The sequence below is a fragment of the Bradyrhizobium sp. MI1.7 genome (assembly GCF_055811795.1).
In genome coordinates, this window is the sequence record NZ_JBVVPO010000035.1 from 25,727 (window position 1) to 45,911 (window position 20,185).

Consider the following 20,185-nt stretch of genomic DNA (forward strand, 5'->3'; position numbering starts at 1 on the left):
CGAAAATCGCGGCGTTTCCAACGGGAGAACGCGTTGTCGCTGATCGCTAGCGAGGCGGCGACTCGCATTGAAAGCTCCATCAAGGATTGACGAGCTTCCTGCGAACGGCGTAGCGGACGAGCTCGGCCGTCGATGACATTCTGAGCTTGCGCATCGCTGACGCGCGGTGGGTCTCGACGGTCTTTACGCTCAGCTTCAGGATGACGCCGATCGACTTGTTGGTGTGTCCCTCTGCAATAAGCTGGACAACGCCCTGCTCGCGCGCGGTGAGCAGCATGTCGGACGTATTTTGCTTGCCGGCCTGGTATTCGTGGAGCAACTTCTCCAACAGAACGCCCGTGAAGTAAGGTCTGCCATCGAGCAAGGCCTCGATCGCGAAGATCAGGTGCCTACTGGCGTCCGATTTGAACAGGAAGCCGCGAACGCCAGCCAGGATGGCTTCAGTCAGCAATTCCTCATTCTCGTGCATCGTCAGGATCAATACTTCGGTGCGCAGGTGCATCGACTTGAGGCGGCGGCTGACCTCAAGTCCGTTCATCAGCGGCATCGAATAGTCGGCTATCACGACGTCCGGACGCGTCTCCACCGCCACGGCCACAGCCTGCTCGCCGTTGGTCGCCTCTCCGCTGACGATCCAGTCTGAGCGGGTCTCAACGATCGCTCGGAGCCCGGAACGTACGACTTCATGATCATCCGCAATCACGATGCGTTTCACGGCGTCGTTCCCGTATGCGGGCCCAGAACCTGTCGGGCAATGGATGGAGATTTCCAGCAGTCAAGTGTGCCAATCTACCGATTATCCTTCAATGGGTTATCCTGCAAAACCCTGATATCTCCGGGCGGATGTACCAAACATCGGCGTTTCCAATCAGACATCGACGGGTCTTGCCCGCGCGCAGCCCAAATCGGACCGCTACACGATCATCGTCGATCAGCCTTCATTTCGTGGAGGGAACTCCGGGAACCGACGGACAGAGACTGCCTGCCCTCGGGGTCCCTGATCTCCGTCATTCCGTGCACACGCTGGCTTATGATTTCAGTGACGCGCGCCGGCTGCGCCTTTTGGTCATGAGACCATGCGGGAACACCGCGCACAGCGTCGTGCCGGTGTGTCGCGGTGCAGGATTGGACCGGATCTCGAACGTGCCCCCAAGCTGCTTAAGTCTCGCTCTCATGGCGGGAATGCCGACACCGGACGATATCGCACCGTTGCCACGTTTTGTGTGATCGACCGGAAAACCGCGCCCGTTGTCGCTGATCGTCAGATGGAAGTGACCCTCGATTGCCTCGACGCCGATTCTGACCTCCGTCGCCTTCGCGTGGCGGAATATGTTCGTGAGCGCCTCCTGAACGACCCGCAGCACCGAGAGCTGGCTCGCGTAAGGTAGCTGATCGACGGCGGTGGGAATCCTCGTGCTCACCCGCAACGACGTACGTGCACCAAACCCCAAGGCATGCTGCTCGATCGTCGCCTTGAGTCCCCGGTCCGTCAGATCCTGGGGATGGAGCAGATAGGTCAGAGAGCGGATTTCCTTGAGTGCCGCGTCGATCGACGCGTCGATATCATCGCAAAGCCGCTCGACGCCGCGCGGGTTATCGAGGCAAGTGCGGACACGCATCACACCAAGACTGGCGGCAACCAGCTCCTGGCATGTCGAATCATGAAGCTCCGATGCGATCCGCTGGTGGATGTCCTCGCGGATGGACATCAGGCTGACGTCCCCGTGAAGGAAAGCAGCCTCTTCAGTCACACAGTCGAGCCCCTCCTTGTGGAGTAACCGATGACCGCCAATCAACCGGGCCGCATTGCCGGCCATGGGATGGAGGATCGGAACAACGGTTGTCTCGACATCCCGCAGCAAGCCGCCGAGCATCAGACTGTGCTGGATTTTGGCCTCGGTTCCTTCCGCAAGACATGCCTGGAGGATTTCACAGAGACGCTCGGCGTCTTCCTTGGCAAGACATTCGAAGACGTCCAGCTCTCGGACCTCCTGCTGCGACATTCCAAGGAGAGCCTCGAAGGCCTGATTGATTGCCTCGTACACGAAGCGCCCGCCACGTGAGGGGCGGACCGCGAAAAGGAGCTCTTCGGAGTGTGTCCAATATGAGCGATCGCCAATTGCGTCCTGGCCAATCAGGTGATCGTCGATAAAGGGACGCGCCGGCTCGCAAGCAGGAGAACTGTGTGGCTTCACGGTACGCACCCAACTTTCCGGGTCGTTTTCGAGGTCGAACTCAACGCTCAATCTCGAAAGCTCCCCTCTCCAGTCGTCCCAGCATCGATCACCGGACTACAGGAAACGCCCTAGGGGATAGATCGGATTATACGCTCGATCTTACCCTCAGCCAGCAGGTTGTATTCTCCGAAGACCAAAACCTCGCATGACTGGCATGAATTCCGGCATATGACTATGCAGTTCGTGCCACGCAAATATGGCGGACGCAACGATACGGGATGCAGCGCACAGTGGTGGGATTGTGAGCCATTTCGATTTCACGCCCCCGTCCCTATCCTGAGATCGCTTTCTGCACTGCAGGATGATGTTGAGCCGACCGAGCGCGATGCAACCGCGCTGCGGTACAACCGAAATGGCACAATCTCGCCGAAAATTTCGACCTTCGATGGAGCCGGCTTGCGATCGCTGAAATCAAGCGCAAAACTCGATGTGCCCCGAACGTGCCAACAGGAGGCTTGCGTGCGAACATTCCGAGCGCTTTGCGGCGTTGCATCAATCGCAATATTTACCGGTCCGTCTTTGGCGCAGACACCCGCCAGTCAGGAGCAGAAACCTTCAATGGAAGAGTTGATGCGCCGTCTCGATGCGCTGCAAGCCCGCGCAACAGAAGGTGACAAGCTGATCAGCGCGCTGCGCCATCGCGTCGACGAACTCGAAACGCGCGATAAGCATTCGAAGTCCCAAGCCGCCACCGCACGTCGTGACGTCGTCGCACCGACCACCGGGCAAAAGCCGCCTGCGATTCCGGTTGCGTCGACTGAGCCGCGCATGACTGCGAGTGCTGCGGTCCCTCCACAAGCCGCGGCGGCGCCCATTCCGGGCCTGCGTCCGCCCGAACCGATGGGCAGTCAGTTCGACGGCGAAGGCGAGGACGCGCTGCGTTCCGATCTCCCGGGTTTGTCCTTGCGCATCCCGGGTTCGCAGTCCGAGGTGCGATTCTACGGTTTCGCGAACGTCAATGGCTACCACGACTTCAATGGCCGCAATCAGTCCGATGCGCCGACAGTGCAAACCATTCCGCTTTCCGGAAGCCCCGCCGACATCCAGGGAGGCGATACCGGATTGTCCGCCCGGTTCAGCCGCATCGGTATGGATACGCGCACGGCGACCGCCTGGGGCACTCTGGAAACCCGCTTTGAAGGCGACTTCGGCGGGGGCACGGCAGCCTCACCCAATGCGGTCTTTCGGCTCCGTCAGGCCTGGGGCGAGGTCGGCAGCGAACAGTTTCGTGTCCTGGTCGGCTGGGCGAACAGCCTGTGGAACGAGGGCGTCTATGAAACCGTGAACTTCTCGACCAATCTCAACCAGTCATTCGTGCGCCAGGCGCAGGTTCGGGCGACCGCGACATTGGCTCCGGGATTGACCGGGCACGTTTCGATCGAGATGCCGGATACGCAGTACACGTCCGCGGCAGGCGTATTCACGCAGATCAGCACCCCGGCTGGCTTTGGTGGATTGAGTCCGTCATTTGCCTCCGTGCCCGATCTACTCGGCCGGCTCGAATACCGGAACGATGGCCTGGGCCTCGACCTGCGCGGCCTGCTGCGCGATCTCACCATCCGCACGGCTGGTACGGCGGCGGCGCCGCCAGCGGTCGAGCGCAATACCGCCGGTTGGGGTGTCGCAGGTAGCGGTCGCTTCCCAATGCGATGGCTGTCACCAGCTTTCGGTCCGGACGAGCTGGTTGGCATGGCCTATTACGGCCAAGGCATCGGGCGCTATTTCGGCGCCAATACCTTCGGCCAGGATGCGCTGTCCAACATCGGTCTGCCCGGCGTTGTCGATCCCAGCCTCGACGCCCTGCCGACCTATGGCGCGAGCGCAGGCTACCGCCGCTTCTGGACACCGCAATTGCGCAGCAATTTCGTCTACTCCTACGCATGGCAGCAATATCCGTCCTATGCGCAATTGTTCGTGCCGGGATCTGCCTCGGCGACGTCGTTGAACAGCACCATGCAGCAGGGGATCGTCAATTTGATCTGGAGCCCGTTCGCCGAGCTTCGCGGCAACAGCGTCGGGACCGGATGGCTCGACGTCGGTCTTGAATATGTCTACTCCCATCGGGACGTGTACGGCGGCACCGCAGCAACAGCCCCGGTCAGCACCGGCTCTGGTACCGCCAATCGCATCCTTGGCTCGGCCACTGTGCGGTTCTGAAGACAGCCTTGTTGCTTCGCAGGCAGACATGGAAGCCTTGCTGACACAGACGTTCGTTCGGGTCGGTAATTGCCCCGGAACAATCTAGGCGCATTCGGTATTCAGCCGGATTTTGATGCGTCTTATTGATTGTTCGTAAGGCAGCGTATGAACGGACAGATCGCGAAAGGATGAGCAATCCTCTCCCGAGAGGCCTCCGTGTCTCCCATGGTCCTTTCAGATCGTCGCCGCACTCGCGGCGATGACGCTGGCATCTTCGTCAGAGGAGTAGCGGGGTCGTCGCGTTGATTACGAGATCAGCGGTTTCGAGCGCGCATTGGCGTCCGATCCTTCCTCGCTGTTCTCATAGCATCGATCATCATGGTACCAGCGCTGCTCCAGCCGTCGCTAATGGAGCGGGGGAGGATTTCCGACATGAGCGCGCGCAGTGACGCCACGAACACGCCGCCATCGAAGACGATGACGCAAAGAGCCCTCGACACTGTCGAACGTGTCGGAAACAGCGTCCCGCACCCGGTCGTGATATTTCTGATCCTCATCGCCATCGTGTTGGTGCTGTCTCACTTACTCTACATGTTGGGGGCAAGCGTCACCTATCAGGTCATCAACCCGGATACTCACAAGATCGAGACCGCGACCTCTGCCGCCAATAGCCTGCTGACGGCGGATGGAATTCGTCATATTTACACCCGGCTCGTGCCAAACCTCATGGGTTTCACCGCGGTTGGGCTGTTGATCGTCGCCATGATGGGCGTCGGCGTCGCCGAGGAAGCCGGCCTGATCAACGCGTTGATCAGAAAACTCGTGGCCGTCTCTCCGAGTTGGGCACTCGTTTACATCGTCGCGTTCGTCGGCATCTTGTCCAGCATTGCCGCAGACGCCGGCTATGTGGTGTTGATCCCGTTGGCCGGCGCCGCCTTCTTGAGCGTTGGCCGGCATCCTCTCGCCGGGCTCGCTGTGGGATTTGCCGCAGTCGCCGGTGCATTCACCGTGAACATGATCATCAAGCCGCTTGATGCCGTTCTGACGGAAATCACCAACGACGCAATCCACATGGTCAACCCCACCACGTCGCTGGATCTGACCGCCAACGTCTCGTTCTCGATCGCCTCCGTTGTTGTCCTGACCATCGTCATCGCGCTCATCAACAACCGGATCATCGAGCCACGGCTGGGCGCTTACCAGGCCGAGAAGACCGCCAACACTCAGCCGGAGGCGAACGGAGGGCAGCTTTCCGCCGACGAGTCGCGTGGGCTGAGGTACAGCGGCTTTGCGCTGCTCGGGGTCGTGATCCTGTTCCTTCTGTTAACGGTTCCGTCGGGCGCGCCCCTGCGCAATCCGACCACGGGCGTCCTGATCGGCAATTCACCATTCATGAACGGCCTGATCGGGGTTATCATGGTGCTGTTCCTTGCAACCGGGATCGCATACGGCATCGGCGCGAGAACGGTGAATAGCTCCACGGCCGTCATCGCGGCCATGACCAAGGCGGTGGCTTCGCTGAGCGGCACCATCCTCCTCTTCGTCGTCATCAGCCAGTTCGTCGACTACTTCAACTATAGCAACATTCCGACGTTGATGGCCCTGACGATGGCCGATGTCTTGAAGAGCGCGAATATCGGCACGCTGTGGCTGCTGGTTGGCTTCATCATTGTCGTCATGATCCTGGACTTCGTGTTCACGCCGGCGATTGCCAAATGGGCCATCTTCGCGCCGGTCTTCGTGCCGGTGTTCGTGCAGCTTAACGTTGATCCCGCGGCCGTCCTGGCTGCCTACCGCGTCGGTGACTCGCCGATCAACGCGATTACCCCGCTCAATGCCTACTTTGCCATGGTGGTCGGATTTGCCCAGATTTACGACAAGAAAGCGGGCGTCGGGACGGTTGTCGCGCTGATGTTGCCGTACACTCTCTGGATGGCCATCATTTGGACCGTGCTGTTCGTTGTCTGGTACCTGCTGGGCTTGCCTTGGGGATTGTGAGGCGCAAGGCAGCCCTAACCCGGAAAAACCCCGAGATGTCCGGGTAAATGGCCTGATTGTTCACCAAGGAAAATCAACGTTAGATGACGGTCCGTTGGGCCTCGCTAAAGGCAGTGAACGAAAACGGCGAGTGAGGAGCGTTTGACCCGACACATGTCGGGGCTCCCTCGGTGCTTCTCATTATGGAGGCTTGGAACGCGCTATGAATGCGAACGCCGATGCCGACAACAACTATTCCTACGTATCAACCGGACACTTGCCAGCCGAAGCTGAAGTCATCTCGCTGATCGACGAGGTGTACGCGCGCTACAAATCAAATACAGACGGCAAGAACTCTCAAGTATATCCCGCGCTCGCCGAGGTGCCGAGCGACCTGTTCGGCGTTTGCGTGGTCGGCACCAACGGCGCGGTCTATGCCGTAGGGGCGGCCGAATACGAATTCTCGATCATGAGCGTTTCCAAGCCGTTCATCTTTGCATTGGTCTGTCAGGTCCTCGGCGCGGCGCAGGCACGCCAGAAGCTTGGAGCGAACGCGACCGGACTTCCGTTCAACTCGCTCGCTGCCGTCGAACGCAACCCCGATGGCCGCACAAATCCGATGGTGAATGCGGGCGCGATTGCGACGACAAGCCTCGTCCCGGGGGCGACGGCTGATGCGAAATGGAAGTTTATCTACGACGGATTGTCACAGTTCGCCGGACGTCCGCTTGCGCTTAACGACGAGGTTTATGCCTCGGCGACGGAGACCAACTTCCGAAACCAGAGCATCGCCCGCCTGCTCCAGAGTTTCGAACGGATTTACTGTGATCCGGCAGAGGCGACAGATCTCTACACCAGACAATGCGCGCTGAATGTGAGTGCCAAGGATCTGGCGGTGATGGGTGCGACTTTGGCGGACGGTGGCGTGAACCCCATCACGAAAGTTCGCGTGGTCGATCCGTCGGTCTGCCACTACGCACTGGCCGTCATGACCACTGCCGGAATGTACGAGACATCAGGCGATTGGCTTTACGATGTCGGGCTCCCCGGCAAGAGCGGCATCGGCGGCGGGATCGTCACGGTCTCCCCGGGAAAGGGCGGTCTGGGGACTTTTGCGCCGCCGCTCGACAGCGCCGGAAACAGCGTCAAGGGACAGCTTGTAGCGAAGTATCTGTCGCAGCGGTTGGGCATGGATTTATTCATGTCCAACCCGGAAGCGTAGGTTTGCAATTGTCGGAGATTCAGCCCGCACTGACTGTGGCTGGACTTCAGAAAAAATGACAGGGGACACGCCATGACGATGGCATCTGCGACGACGGTTCACTCCGTTGAGGAAGAGAATGCATCCTGGGTGCCGATGATCACCATCGCCCTCGGCCAGATGATCATGTCTTTCAACGTCGCCTCCTTGCCAGTAGCGCTGGGAGGGATGGTCAACAGTTTTGGCGTTCCGCCCACGACTGTCGCCAGCGGTATCGTGGCTTATTCGATGCTTGTTGCCGGCTTCGTCATGCTCGGTGCGAAGCTGACACAGCGCTACGGAGCGACGCACGTATTCCGCGTTGCCGTTGCCGTGTTCGGCGCCGCGCAGGTGTTGATGACGTTCAGTCCAAACGCGGATCTCATGATTACTGCGCAATCCTTGTCCGGCGCGGCTGGTGCGGTGATCGTACCGTCGTTGGTCGCGCTTATCGCGGAAAACTACAAGGGGCGGCAGCAGGCAACAGCCGTTGGCGCATTGGGTTCCGCGCGCGCCGCTGCGGGCGTTCTGGCGTTTGTCATCGGCGGTACTCTAGGCACATTCATCGGATGGCGCCCTGCGTTCGGGATTCTGATCGCCGTGTCGGCTGTGGTTTTCCTTTTGAGCTTTCGTCTCAAGCCCGATGAGGCGCGTCCGGAGGTCCGGATCGATTTCGTAGGCGTCATTCTCGCTGCCGCAGCCATCATTCTGATCAGCTTCGGTTTCAACAACCTCAATCGGTGGGGGCTGGGATTGGCGGGGCCCAATGCGCCATTCGACTTCTTTGGCGTATCTCCCGCCCCGATCATGATCGTGATGGGTATCGTGCTCGGTCAGGGCTTTCTGAGTTGGACCCACAGACAGCAGGCTGCGGGGAAGACGCCGCTTCTTGCGCTCGAGGTGATCGACTCCCCGCAGGAGCGGGCGGCGGTGTATGCGATGTTTGCTGTCGTAGCGCTGGAAGCAATGCTCAATTTCTCGGTTCCATTATACATCCAGATCGTGCAGGGGCGCACGCCGCTGGCGACAACAATCGCCATGATGCCCTTCAACCTCACCGTCTTCTTCGCTGCGATGCTGATCGTGCGATTCTATGGTCGGTTCACGCCGAGGCAGATCGGACGCTATGGCTTCATACTCTGCACTGTGGCGCTCCTTTGGCTCGCCTTTGTCGTGAGGAATGATTGGAGCGCCGTCCCGGTTCTCCTTGGGCTGGTGATTTTCGGCATTGGACAGGGATCGCTGGTCACACTGCTGTTCAACGTGCTGGTCACGGCTTCGCCGAAAGAGCTCGCGGGCGACGTCGGCTCGCTGCGCGGCACGACCAACAATCTCGCCGCGGCCGTCGGCACAGCGGTGGCCGGGGCACTCCTCGTCGGCCTGTTAAGCGCGGCTGTTTTACGGACCATCGCCGAAAATCCAAAATTGCCGCCTGAGATACAGGGGCAGCTGGACCTGGATAACATCACCTTCATCAGCAATGACCGGCTGCAGAGCGTGATGGAGCAAACCACGGCCTCTCCGGCTCAAGTGGCGGAAGCGGTGCGCGTCAACACTGTCGTGCGATTGCGCGCTTTGAAAATTGGCCTCATCATCATGGCTGGCGTTGCCTTGCTTGCGATTTTCCCGGCAGGGAAGCTGCCCAATTTCCTGCCAGGCGAAATTCCCGACCCGGCGCCGCGTAAGCGCGGAAGGAACGAACAGCAATCGTAACCTCGTGGCAAAGAACAGCGTTCGCGACGACGGACAATGTGGCGATCGCGCCCACGCGTACTGACCAACGGCTCAGAAGACCCTCCGGAGGGCTCCATGACCAAGCTCGATGATGTCCTGTCCAACGTCGACGCAAATCTCGATGCGGCTCTCGAGCGTCTGTTCGCGATCCTGCGCATCAAGTCGATTTCGACCGATCCGGTTTACAAGGCCGAATGTATGGCCAATGCCGAATGGCACGTGGCCGACCTCAAGAGCATTGGCTTCGACGCCTCGGTGCGCCCGACACCGGGGCACCCGATGGTCGTGGCGCATGACCGCAACGTGCCCGGCCCCTCGGCGCTGTTCTACGGTCATTACGATGTGCAGCCGGTCGATCCTCTCGAGCTCTGGGATCGCGATCCCTTTGACCCGTCTATCCAGACGATGCCCGATGGCGCGAAGATCATCACTGGCCGCGGCTCCGCCGACGACAAAGGCCAACTCATGGCCTTTGTCGAGGCCTGCCGCGCCTGGAAGGCGGTCACCGGCAAACTGCCGATTCCGGTTTCGATCCTGCTGGAGGGCGAAGAGGAATCCGGTGGCGTGAACCTGCCCGGCTTTCTCGATGCCCATGCCGCGGAGCTGCGCGCAGATATCGGCCTGATCTGCGACACCAACATGTGGGACCACGAGACGCCGGCGATCCAGACTATGCTGCGCGGACTCTGCGGTGAAGAGGTCATCATACACGCCGCCGACCGCGACCTGCACTCGGGCTTCTATGGTTCGGCCGCGGCCAATCCGAACCGCATCCTCGCCCGCATCCTCTCTGACCTGCACGACGACAACGGACGCGTCACGCTGCGCGGCTTCTATGACGGCGTACCGGAACTTCCCAAGGCGCTGCGCGAGCAATGGGACAGCCTGAACTTCAGCGCAAAGTCCTTCCTCGGCGGCATCGGGCTTTCGATTCCCGCCGGCGAGAAGGGCCGCGACGCGCTGGAGATGGTCTGGTCGCGCCCGACCTGCGAAATCAACGGCATGGGCGGCGGCTACCAGGGGGCCGGATTCAAGACCGTGATTCCCGCCATGGCATCGGCAAAGGTGTCTTTCCGCCTGGTTTTCGATCAGGACCCCCATGCCATCCGCAAAGCCTTCCGGGAGCATGTGCATGCACGCGTCCCGGCCGATTGCCGTGTGGAATTCCTGGAGCATGGCGCGGGTCAGGCGATCCGCTTCCCGATCGAGGCCCCGGCCTTCGGCAAGGCGCGCGACGCACTGACGGCCGAATGGGGCAAGCCCGCAGTCTTCATCGGCGGTGGCGGCTCCATTCCCGTGACCCATCAGCTCAAACAATCGCTGGGCATGGACGTGGTGCTTGCGGGCTTCGGCCTCGAGGATGACCGCATCCACAGCCCGAACGAGAAGTACAATCTCAAGAGCTTCCATAAGGGCATCCGCTCCTGGGCACGTATTCTGGAAGCGCTGTCGCGGTAGAGCGGCACGGGCACGCAGCGCTGGCTCCGGGCCAGACCGCCCTCGCGAGGTGCGATGACGCCGCATATAATCATTACCTTCGCCATCATCGCCACGATGGTGCTGCTGTTCGTCTCGAACTGGGTGCCAGTCGCGGTCGTGGCGCTAAGTGCGACACTCGTGCTTTACGCGACCGGCATTCTGGAGCTCTCCGAGGCGCTGGCAGGCTTCGGCGACGCCACGATACTCTTCATTGCTTCGCTCTTCGTGGTGAGTGCCGGCCTGGATTCGTCCGGCGTCACCACGTGGGCAGGCCAGGTGCTGATCCGTTACGCCGGCGAAAGCCGGACACGCCTGTTGGTGCTGTCGATGTTGCTCGTGGCCTTTCTCACGGCGCTGATCGGCTCGGGTGGCGCAGTGGCTGCCCTGCTGCCCATGCTGGTGATCGTCTCCGTCCGGCTCAAGCGGCCGCCTGCGCAACTCATGATGCCTCTCGCCTTCGCCTCCTATTCGGGTTCGATGCTGGTACTGACCGGAAGCCTTGTGAACGTGCTGCTTTCCGACGCGGCGAGCGATGTCGGTCTCGCGCCCTTCGGCTTTTTCGAGATGACGGTGATCGGCGTACCGCTCCTGGCAGGTACCGTGGCCATCGTGATTCTTTTCGGCGATACGCTGCTGCCGGTGCGCACTAGCCGGGAAATGCCGGAGGATCTGAGCCACCATTCGCGCATGCTGACCGAGCAATACAAGCTGTTTGACCAGGTGTACCAGCTCGAGATCACCGCCGCCTCGCCCTATCGCGGCACGTTGCAGGCAGTGCTGGAATCGCGGCTGGAGCGCGAGAACCACCCGGAACTCAGCTTCATCGCTATTCGCCCTCGCCGCCAGAACAGCATCTCGTGGCAACATTCTCTCGTGGAAGGCGATCGGCTCATCATGCGCGGTGAGCAGGCGGCGATGGACGCGTTCGCGGAGCAGCATGGACTGACGCCCTGCCAGGAGACGATCGGCAAAATGCGGGAGGCACTGTTCAACGATAGCCATGGCTTTTCCGAGGTGGTGCTGCCGCCCCGCTCTCGTCTGATCGGTGAGACCGTCTTCCCCGGCATGGTCACCGAAAGTGGCGATCTGATTATCCTGGGCGTTCAACGCGGCGGCGAGAATCTCGGACCGGGCGAAACCGTTCTTGCGGCGGGTGACACGCTGTTGCTGCAAGGCCGTTGGGAAGCGCTTGAGGAGTACGGGCGAGATCCCAACGTGCTCGTCGTTGCTGCCCCTGACATGATCCGCAGCCAGGCCAGGCCCCTGGGCACCGGCTCCATACGCGCCATTGTCATTCTCGCGGTCATGGTTACGCTGCTAGCGACGGGCGTCGTGCCAAGAGTCGTCGCTGGATTGGCGGCGGCCTGCGCGGTGATCCTGTTGCGCGTACTCAAGATCGAACGAGCCTATCGGGCGATCAACTGGAACGTGCTAATCATGGTCGCTTCGCTGATCCCGCTCTCGACCGCCATGTACAAGACGGGTGCAGCCTATCTCATCGCCGATACACTCGTTGCCATTGTCGGCAATGCGAGCCCGTACGCGCTGCTGGCGGGGCTGTTTTTGCTCACGGCGCTAATCGGCCAGTTGATCAGCAGCACAGCGACGACACTCATCGTCATTCCGATAGCGATTGCCTCCGCGGAAGCCGTCGGTGTCTCGCCGCGCACCGCGCTGGTGACTGTGGCGGTGGCTGCCGCCGCTTCCTTTCTTACGCCAATCGCCGCCTCAGCGAGCCTCATGGTGCAGGGCCCCGGCGGCTATCGATTTGGTGATTTCTGGAGGATGGGTCTACCGTTGCTGCTCTGGTTCTTCCTGGTAGGCACGTTTCTCGTGCCCATGCTCTGGCCATTCGCAGGATGAGCAGTTTGCGCAGGATGATTGGTTTGCGTCTTAACCGACCGGGTATTTCCGCATGAACACCAATCTTGCTTTGGTTCTTCTGCTGCTTGCGGCCGCGATCGTGATGTTTATGGCCAATCGCCCGCGCATGGATGCGGTCGCGCTGCTGATGATCGTGATCATGCCATTTACTGGGGTGATTACCATCAACGAGGCGCTGGCGGGGTTCAGTGATCCCAGCATCGTGCTGATCGCGGGCCTCTTCGTGATCGGAGAAGGGCTGGTGCGCACCGGCGTGGCGCGTCGCCTCGGCGACTGGCTGAATGCGACCGCCGGCAGCAGCGAGACGCGCATGCTGGTGCTGCTGATGCTCGCGGTCAGCGGGCTCGGTGCATTCATGAGTTCGACCGCCGTGGTGGCCATCTTCATCCCGGTCGTGCTGCGCATCTGTCAGAACACGGGCGCCGCGCCGAGCCAGCTGATGATGCCCTTGAGCTTTGCGGCCCTGATCAGTGGCATGCTCACCCTCGTTGCGACGGCGCCGAATCTCGTGGTCAACGCTGAGCTGATCCGCCAGGGTGCGGCAGGCTTCGGCTTTTTCAGCTTCACGCCCTTTGGGCTCACATTCCTGGCGCTCGGCATTGCTTATATGCTGTTCGCGCGGCGGTTTCTGCCCGTCTCGGCCAAGCGTGTGGACGGCGAGCTCCGTCAGCCGAACTTGCTTGATTGGGTGACGCAGTATGGCCTCGTCGATCGCGCCTTGCGCGTACGCGTGCTGACTGACTCGCCACTGGTCGGCAAGCGCCTGGAAGAACTCCCGCTCCGGAACAGTGGCGTGAATTTGCTCGCCATCGAGCTTCCCGGCCGCTTCGGGTCCGAGGCGATCCGCCCGAACGCAAGGACCGAGCTCGCCGCGGGGCAGATCTTGCTGCTCGACGTCATCGCGTCCCCTGCCGAAACCAACCGGATGCTGAATGACTATATGGTCGAAAAGCTCCCTTTGGGCGATTGCGGCTACTTCACCGATCGTTCGCAGGAGATCGGCATGGTCGAAGTCATCGTCCCGGCGGAGTCCAAGCTGATTGGCCAGAGCATTTTGCAAGCGCGGGTGCGCAGCGAAATGGGATTGACGGTGTTGGGGTTGCGGCACGGTCGCGAGGTTGTGAGCCAGGGGCTGCTCGATGAGACCTTGAAGGTCGGTGACACCCTTCTGCTGACCGGCTTCTGGTCTGACATCCGCAAGCTGCGATCCGAATTCTCGGATCTTGTCGTCCTGAACCTACCGACCGAGCACAAAGACGTTCTGCCGGCCGCGAACCTCGCACCTCAGGCTCTGGCGGTGCTGGCTTTGACGGTCGGTATGATGGTCAGCGGTGTGGTGCCGAACGTGCACGCGGTTCTGATCGGCTGCTTGCTGATGGGGTTGCTGGGCTGCGTGGATTTCAACAGCGCCTATGCCTCGATCAACTGGAAGAGCCTGGTTCTTATTGTCGGCATGCTGCCCTTTTCGCTGGCGCTGCAACGTACCGGTGGCGTCGATCTCGCCGCCGACGCGGTGACGCATCTTGCGGGCGAGGCATCACCGCGAGTCCTGTTGGCGCTGCTCTTCGTGATCACGGCTGCGCTTGGCCTGTTCATCTCGAATACGGCGACCGCGGTGCTCATGGCGCCAGTAGCGCTCGCTGTCGCGAAGGACATCGGCGCCTCGCCGTATCCCTTCGCGATGACTATCGCCATCGCGGCCTCGGCCGCCTTCATGACGCCTGTGTCTTCGCCGGTGAACACCTTGGTGGTCGGACCGGGCAATTACGGTTTCGGCGATTTCTTGAAGATTGGTGTCCCTTTTACCGTCGTCGTGATGGTAACGACCCTGGCGCTGGTGCCTTGGCTGCTCCGATTTTAGCGGCCGTCAGGCCGGGCGCGATCCCGCGGACGGTTGCTCTTTCTCGTCCCGCGCAAACCAGGCTACATACAGCGTCGGCAGGAAGACCAGCGTCAGAACGGTGGCGACCAGGAGTCCGCCCATGATCGCGAATGCCATCGGTCCCCAGAATACTGTTGGCGCGATTGGAATCATCCCGAGAACAGTCGATATGGCCGTCAACATGATCGGCCGAAAACGGGAGCTGCTGGCATCCACCGCAGCGTCCCAGGCCGTCTTGCCCAAAGCGCGTTCGGCGTCGATCTGACCGATCAGAATGACCGCGTTCTTGCTGATCATGCCGAGCAGCGCGAGTACGCCGAGAATGGCGACAAAACCCAGGGGCCTGCCGGACAGCATCAACGCTGCAACCACGCCGATAAGGCCGAGCGGCGCCACGCTGAGCACCATGAACAGTCTCGGAAAGCTCTGGAGCTGCACCATGAGGACGGTAAACATGACGAACAGCATCACCGGCACCACCGCCAGCACAGACGCCTGCGACTTCTGACTTTCCTCCACGGTGCCACCCACGACGACGCTGTACCCCGAAGGAAGGCTTTTTCTGAAGTTCTCGATCGCCATCGAGAGCGACGTAACCACGCTCTCCGGCAGCTTGTCACCGGCAATGGCAGCCTGAACCGTCAGGGTCGGAATGCGGTCGCGCCGCCAGACGAGCGGAAACTCCTGGTCATATTCGAAGGAGGCGAACTGGCTGAGAGGAACAGTCTGCCCACCCGGCAGCGCCACCTGCAAGTTGCGCAGACCGTCCAGCGAGCCCCTCTGCTCGTTGGTCGCGCGCGCCACCACATTGACCAGATAGATATCGTCGCGAACCTGGGTAATGGGTGTGCCGGATATGACCGTATTCAGGACTGTCGCGATCGCTTGCGAACTGAGGCCGAGAAGGCGAGCCTCGTTCTGGTCCACGCGAATACGCACTTGGCGATTGGGTTCCATCCAATCGAAATTCACCTGTTTGGTGTCCGGACTGGAGGCTACGATCTGTCCGACTTTGAGCGCGATTTCGCGCACCCGCTCCACGTCGGGCCCACTGACCCGATACTGCACCGGCCATCCAACCGGCGGTCCGAGCTCAAGCGGAGAAACGAACGCAATCGCGTTAGGAAACTCCTGCGCGAGCAGCTTTTCGAGCTTGGAATGCAGGCGCTCGCGTGCAGCGACATCCTTGGCGATCACCACGGCCTGCGTGAAGAAATCGTTCGGGAGCTGAACATTAAGGGGCAAATAGAAGCGGATGGCGCCGCGCCCGACATAGGTGCTCCACCGCGCCACATCGGCATCGGTCGAAAGGGCAGCATCCAGGCGCTTTGCCGCAGCCTCGCTCGCGTGGATTGACGAGTTCTGCGGCAAGCTCAGGTCCACGAGCAATTCGGGACGGTCCGACGATGGAAAGAATTGTCGCGGGATGAGCGGCAGCGCAAGCACCGAACAGACGAAGAGCGCCAAGGAGATCGCGATCGTCAGCCATTTCGCGCGCATCGCGAAAGTCAGGAAACTCCGATACATGCGGAAGATCCTGCCCGGATCCGCCGTACTTGTCTGCTTCGGTGGAACAAGGATCGCTGCTCCGAGCAGTGGCGTGAAAATGACCGCAACGAACCAGGAAACCAGCAGTGCGATCGTGACCACGGCGAAGAGCGAGAACGTGTATTCACCGGCGGAACTCGCGGCAAAGCCGACCGGTATAAAGCCCGCTATCGTCACCAGCGTGCCCGCGAGCATCGCCATTGCATGGGTCCGATATGCGAAAGTTGCCGCCTCGATCTTACTGGCGCCCTCTGCGAGCCGACTGAGCGTCGCATCGGTCGTGGTCATCGCATCGTCGACCAGCAATGCGAGCGCAATGATCAGCGCGCCAAGCGATATTCGCTGCATATCGATGCTGAGAAGTCCCATGATCGGAAACACGATCGCCAGCGTGAACGGTATGGCCAGCGCGATGATCAGGCCGGGTCGTACGCCCAGGCTGATGAAACTCACCACCATGATGATGCCGATCGCCTGCATCAGCGAGACCGTAAACTCGCGGATCGCCTGGTCGACGACAACGGGCTGGTCCGCGACCAGGCTGGGCTCAATTCCAATGGGGAGATCCGCGGTGATTTGCGCCATTGCCTTTCTAATATTGGCGCCGAGCGCGAGAATGTCGCCGCCATCCCGCATGGCGATTGCAAGGCCTATTGCCGGTTTGCCATTGATCCGAAACATCGGCTGGGGCGGATCCGTGTAGCCGCGTCGCACCTGCGCAATATCGCTTAGGCGAAGCATGCGGCCGCCGGCGGAAAAATTGATGTTGGCGATGTCCTGCTCCGACTGGAAGCTGCCTGATACCCGAATCGAGATGCTTTCCAAGCCGGTCTGAATCGTTCCTGCCGGACGCACGATGTTTTGCGACTGGAGCGCCGCAATAAGAGCGGACCGATCAATTCCGAGGGCCGCGAGCTCCTTCGTGGAGAACTCGACGAAGATCACTTCATCCTGTTCGCCCAGAAGCTCAATCTTTGACACGTCAGGTACGAGAAGCAGCCTTGAGCGGATGTCTTCGACCCGATCGCGCAACTCACGCTGAGTGAAGCCGTCACTGGTAAAGCCATAGATGATGCCGAATGTATCACCGAATTCGTCATTAAACCCCGGCCCGATCACGCCTGCGGGTAGTGTATGGCGCATGTCTCCGATCGTCTTTCGTACGTGGTACCAGGTGTCGGCCACCTGTTTCGCATTCGCGCTCCCCTTCAGATTTACAAAGACGGTCGCGACACCGGCCCTTGTGAAGCTCCGCAGGAAGTCCAGATGCGGCGTTTCCTGCAAGTGACGTTCGAGGCGCTCAGTCACCTGCTTCATCGTCTCTTCCACAGTTGCGCCGGGCCACGCGGCCTGGACGACCATGGTCTTGATGATGAAGGCGGGATCTTCGTTGCGCCCCAACCGGAAATAGGACAGCGCTCCCCCGACCACCGCAATCATCATCATATAGACGACCAGCGAACGGTGTTTCAGAGCCCAGTCGGAAAGATTAATTCCGCTCATGGCTCGGATCCAAGAATCCGGACCTTCTGACCCGGATGCAACGCCTGAACGCCGGCGGTGACAACTATTTCGCCGATGTCGAGCCCCTGGGAAATGATGGCCTGCGCTTCATCGAATCGCAGCACGTCCACATTGCGCACCGCGACCGTGGCGGTGGCCGGGTCGACGACCCATACGGCGGGCTGCTCGTTCATCCTGGTCAGCGCGGAAGATGGAATATCGATCATCGGCCCTGCAGTGGTACTCACTCGCCCTATTACTGACGCACCCAACCGCATCGCGGCTGGCGGATCCGTCAGGCCGACCTTGACCTCGAAGGTTCGGGTCACAGCACTGGCCTGTGCAGCGACTTCGCGAATGCGCCCTTGCGCCGTTATCGACGGATCGTCAGCCAAGCTGACAGTAATCTCTGGATCGGTGGAGGCCGACCTGATCAATTGAGCGGGGACATCGAAGATCGCATCGCGACCGTCCTGCCGTGCGATCCTGGCGATCATCTGCCCGACCTGGACGACCTCGCCGGCGACCGGACCTGTGGCTGTTATCACGCCGGGTGCATCAGCCTTGAGTTCGGTGAAACCAACGAGGTCATGCGCAGAACTCAGTTGCGCTTCGGCCGCATCGACTTGCGATTGCGCGGTTTGCCGTGCCTGGGTTGCGGCATCATAGTTGACGCGCGTGGTCCACCCCTGCGCCAACAGCGTCTCCTGACGATCGAAGTGATTGCGCGCCTGGGTCAACTGCCCCTGAGCGGCGGCAAGGGAGGCCTGCGCCTGCCGCAGCGTGCTCAGTTCATTCTGCGACTCCAATCGTGCCAGCACCTGGCCGGCCTTGACCCGGTCGCCTATCTTGGTGTCATTACTCAACAATCGTCCCGAGATCCGGAATGCGACATTCACCTCGTCTTCTGCCTCGACCCGTCCGGAGAATGTCAGCGGCGTTGTGACCTTGCGTTTTTCTACGGTCGCTGTACGTACGATCCGCGGCGGAGATGCGTCCTTGGTTTCGGTTTCCCGTCCACATCCTGCCAGCATCAGCGAGAACGCCGTCACCAGCGTCGATGTGAGGATGTTTCGGGGCGCGGATCGGCTGCCGTGCATGAACATGACCTGTTCCGTTCCGGGAGTGAGATCTTGCCGGGAGGATTGCTCAGTCCGCAGTCGCGTTTTCCCCGGTACCGCCATCCGCATTTTTGCCGAAGGAGTCCGCCGTCAACATCGGTAAATCTACTCGGTGGCGCCGGATGGAATCCGTGCTCGGCCATCAGCAGATTCCTGAGACATGATCAGGCAATCACCCGATGTCGCCGGTTCCGTCCACGACGCATGATGCAATCGTCAGGTGAAGCAGTCGCGACCCCTGCCGCGGCTCCGCCGTTTGAATTCTCGTCTGGGGCGCGCAAACGCGCTTCCTCAAAACACGGCAGACCCGGACGACACAATCCGGGAGCAACCGAGGAAACCGGGATGACAGGGTCCTCAGGTGATCGATATGGGCGTGCCGTCGTCGCGGTTAGAGGATCGTGGCGAACTGCGACTTTCAGAGCCACATTTTTCCTTTGCCTCTGGCTCGTGCTTGCCGGCGCCAATCCGACAGATATTCCTGCCGCGGCGGCAGCAATCGCGGCAGCAACCTGGACAAGCCTGCACCTGCTGGAGCCGAGCAGATCCCGGCGGTCAATTCCTGCCATGGTCCGCCTGGCGCTGCTTTTCCTATACCAATCGGTGGTCGCCGGCGTAGACGTCGCACGCCGCGCGCTCGATCCCCGGCTGCCGCTGCGGCCGGGATTTGTGCTCTATCCGACCGGCCTCTCACGCGGGATGCAACGGAACGTGTTCACGACACTCACCAGCCTTTTGCCTGGCACAGTGCCAACCGGGGAGGAGAACGGGCAGCTCGTCTATCACTGTCTCGACGTCGAGCAACCGGTCGTTGCCGAACTTGCCGCGGAGGAAGCGGCGTTGGTTCGGGCCCTCTACAATGACTGAATTCCTCACTGCCGCAGTCGGCTTGATCCTGGCGATGCTGGGGCTCGGGCTGGTCTCCATCTTGCGTGGCCCGACAGATGCCGACCGGATGATGGCGGCGCAACTGATCGGGACTGCCGGCATTGCCGTCTTGCTGCTGCTCGGCACCGTGACAGGCGTGCCGGCGGCCGTCGACGTGGCATTGATACTGGCACTGCTCGCCACTTTCGCATCCATCGCATTCGTCAAGAAGGGGCTCTCCCGCCTCGAAACCGATGGGGCCGATCCGGGGGAGGAAAGATGAGCGTCGCACGCGACATCATCACGGTTGCGGGAGTGTCGGCAGGCGTATTCTTCTTTTTCGCCGGCACCGTCGGCCTTCTTCGCTTTCCCGACACCCTGACTCGTCTGCACGCGCTCAGCAAGGCCGATAACCTCGGCCTGGGTTTCGTCGTGCTCGGGCTGCTCCCCCAAACAGGAGGCCTGCGCGACGGACTGAAGCTGATCAGCATCTGGATGTTCGTGCTGCTCGCGGGCGCCACCGTCTCCCAATTGATCGCGCGCACGGCACGTCAGAGCGGGTCAGGCAAATGAA

14 protein-coding genes are annotated in these 20,185 nt (G+C 60.9%); 10 read left to right on the forward strand and 4 right to left on the reverse strand.

The features are described 5' to 3' along the window. Nucleotides 1-79 precede the first annotated feature (79 nt). Together AC0L3X_RS27625 and AC0L3X_RS27630 are read right to left on the reverse strand one after the other, a co-directional pair. Nucleotides 80-715, reverse strand: a complete 636-nt coding sequence (locus AC0L3X_RS27625) for a response regulator transcription factor (protein ID WP_028152046.1) — start codon at nt 713-715, stop codon at nt 80-82. Between the two features lie 313 nt (nt 716-1,028). Beyond that, a complete protein-coding gene (locus AC0L3X_RS27630) occupies nt 1,029-2,246 on the reverse strand; it encodes a sensor histidine kinase (RefSeq protein ID WP_231142851.1) in 1,218 nt (405 codons plus the stop codon). A 549-nt stretch (nt 2,247-2,795) separates the two neighbouring features. Between AC0L3X_RS27630 and AC0L3X_RS27635 the strand changes: the two genes are divergently transcribed. From AC0L3X_RS27635 to AC0L3X_RS27665, 7 genes are all read left to right on the forward strand, one after another. Further along, a complete protein-coding gene (locus AC0L3X_RS27635) occupies nt 2,796-4,394 on the forward strand; it encodes a DcaP family trimeric outer membrane transporter (protein WP_063981785.1) in 1,599 nt (532 codons plus the stop codon). A gap of 414 nt (nt 4,395-4,808) precedes the next feature. Further along, nucleotides 4,809-6,374, forward strand: coding sequence for an AbgT family transporter (locus AC0L3X_RS27640; RefSeq protein ID WP_063981784.1), 1,566 nt, complete (start codon nt 4,809-4,811; stop codon nt 6,372-6,374). Nucleotides 6,375-6,576: 202 nt separating this feature from the next. Further along, entirely contained in the window at nt 6,577-7,575 is a 999-nt protein-coding gene (glsA, locus tag AC0L3X_RS27645; RefSeq protein WP_028152042.1) for a glutaminase A, read from the forward strand. A 72-nt stretch (nt 7,576-7,647) separates the two neighbouring features. After that, entirely contained in the window at nt 7,648-9,306 is a 1,659-nt protein-coding gene (locus tag AC0L3X_RS27650) for an MFS transporter (protein ID WP_245328576.1), read from the forward strand. Nucleotides 9,307-9,402: 96 nt separating this feature from the next. Next, the gene (locus AC0L3X_RS27655) at nt 9,403-10,785 is read left to right on the forward strand and encodes a M20/M25/M40 family metallo-hydrolase (RefSeq protein ID WP_063981783.1); all 1,383 of its coding nucleotides are present in this window, start codon (nt 9,403-9,405) and stop codon (nt 10,783-10,785) included. Between the two features lie 54 nt (nt 10,786-10,839). Beyond that, nucleotides 10,840-12,669, forward strand: coding sequence for an SLC13 family permease (locus AC0L3X_RS27660; RefSeq protein WP_063981782.1), 1,830 nt, complete (start codon nt 10,840-10,842; stop codon nt 12,667-12,669). Between the two features lie 52 nt (nt 12,670-12,721). Beyond that, the gene (locus AC0L3X_RS27665; protein WP_063981781.1) at nt 12,722-14,551 is read left to right on the forward strand and encodes an SLC13 family permease; all 1,830 of its coding nucleotides are present in this window, start codon (nt 12,722-12,724) and stop codon (nt 14,549-14,551) included. 6 nt (nt 14,552-14,557) lie between these two features. On the opposite strand, the gene AC0L3X_RS27670 is transcribed toward AC0L3X_RS27665, so the two are convergent. Together AC0L3X_RS27670 and AC0L3X_RS27675 are read right to left on the reverse strand one after the other, a co-directional pair. Continuing rightward, nucleotides 14,558-17,623: an efflux RND transporter permease subunit gene (locus AC0L3X_RS27670; RefSeq protein ID WP_063981780.1), complete on the reverse strand. Its 3,066-nt coding sequence runs from the start codon at nt 17,621-17,623 to the stop codon at nt 14,558-14,560. Further along, nucleotides 17,620-18,723, reverse strand: a complete 1,104-nt coding sequence (locus AC0L3X_RS27675; RefSeq protein WP_063986176.1) for an efflux RND transporter periplasmic adaptor subunit — start codon at nt 18,721-18,723, stop codon at nt 17,620-17,622. Before AC0L3X_RS27675 ends, AC0L3X_RS27670 begins: the two co-directional genes overlap by 4 nt. A gap of 366 nt (nt 18,724-19,089) precedes the next feature. On the opposite strand from AC0L3X_RS27675, the gene AC0L3X_RS27680 reads away from it, so the two are divergent. Genes AC0L3X_RS27680 through AC0L3X_RS27690 form a run of 3 tightly spaced genes read left to right on the forward strand, consistent with a single transcriptional unit; the run spans nt 19,090 to nt 20,184 of the window. Next, a complete protein-coding gene (locus tag AC0L3X_RS27680) occupies nt 19,090-19,611 on the forward strand; it encodes a Na+/H+ antiporter subunit E (protein ID WP_063981779.1) in 522 nt (173 codons plus the stop codon). Then, complete coding sequence (locus tag AC0L3X_RS27685) at nt 19,604-19,894, forward strand: MrpF/PhaF family protein (protein ID WP_063981778.1); 291 nt, start codon at nt 19,604-19,606, stop codon at nt 19,892-19,894. Before AC0L3X_RS27680 ends, AC0L3X_RS27685 begins: the two co-directional genes overlap by 8 nt. Then, nucleotides 19,891-20,184: a cation:proton antiporter gene (locus tag AC0L3X_RS27690; RefSeq protein ID WP_028152034.1), complete on the forward strand. Its 294-nt coding sequence runs from the start codon at nt 19,891-19,893 to the stop codon at nt 20,182-20,184. The genes AC0L3X_RS27685 and AC0L3X_RS27690 overlap by 4 nt, the downstream gene beginning before the upstream one ends. The last annotated feature ends 1 nt before the right edge of the window (nt 20,185 follow it).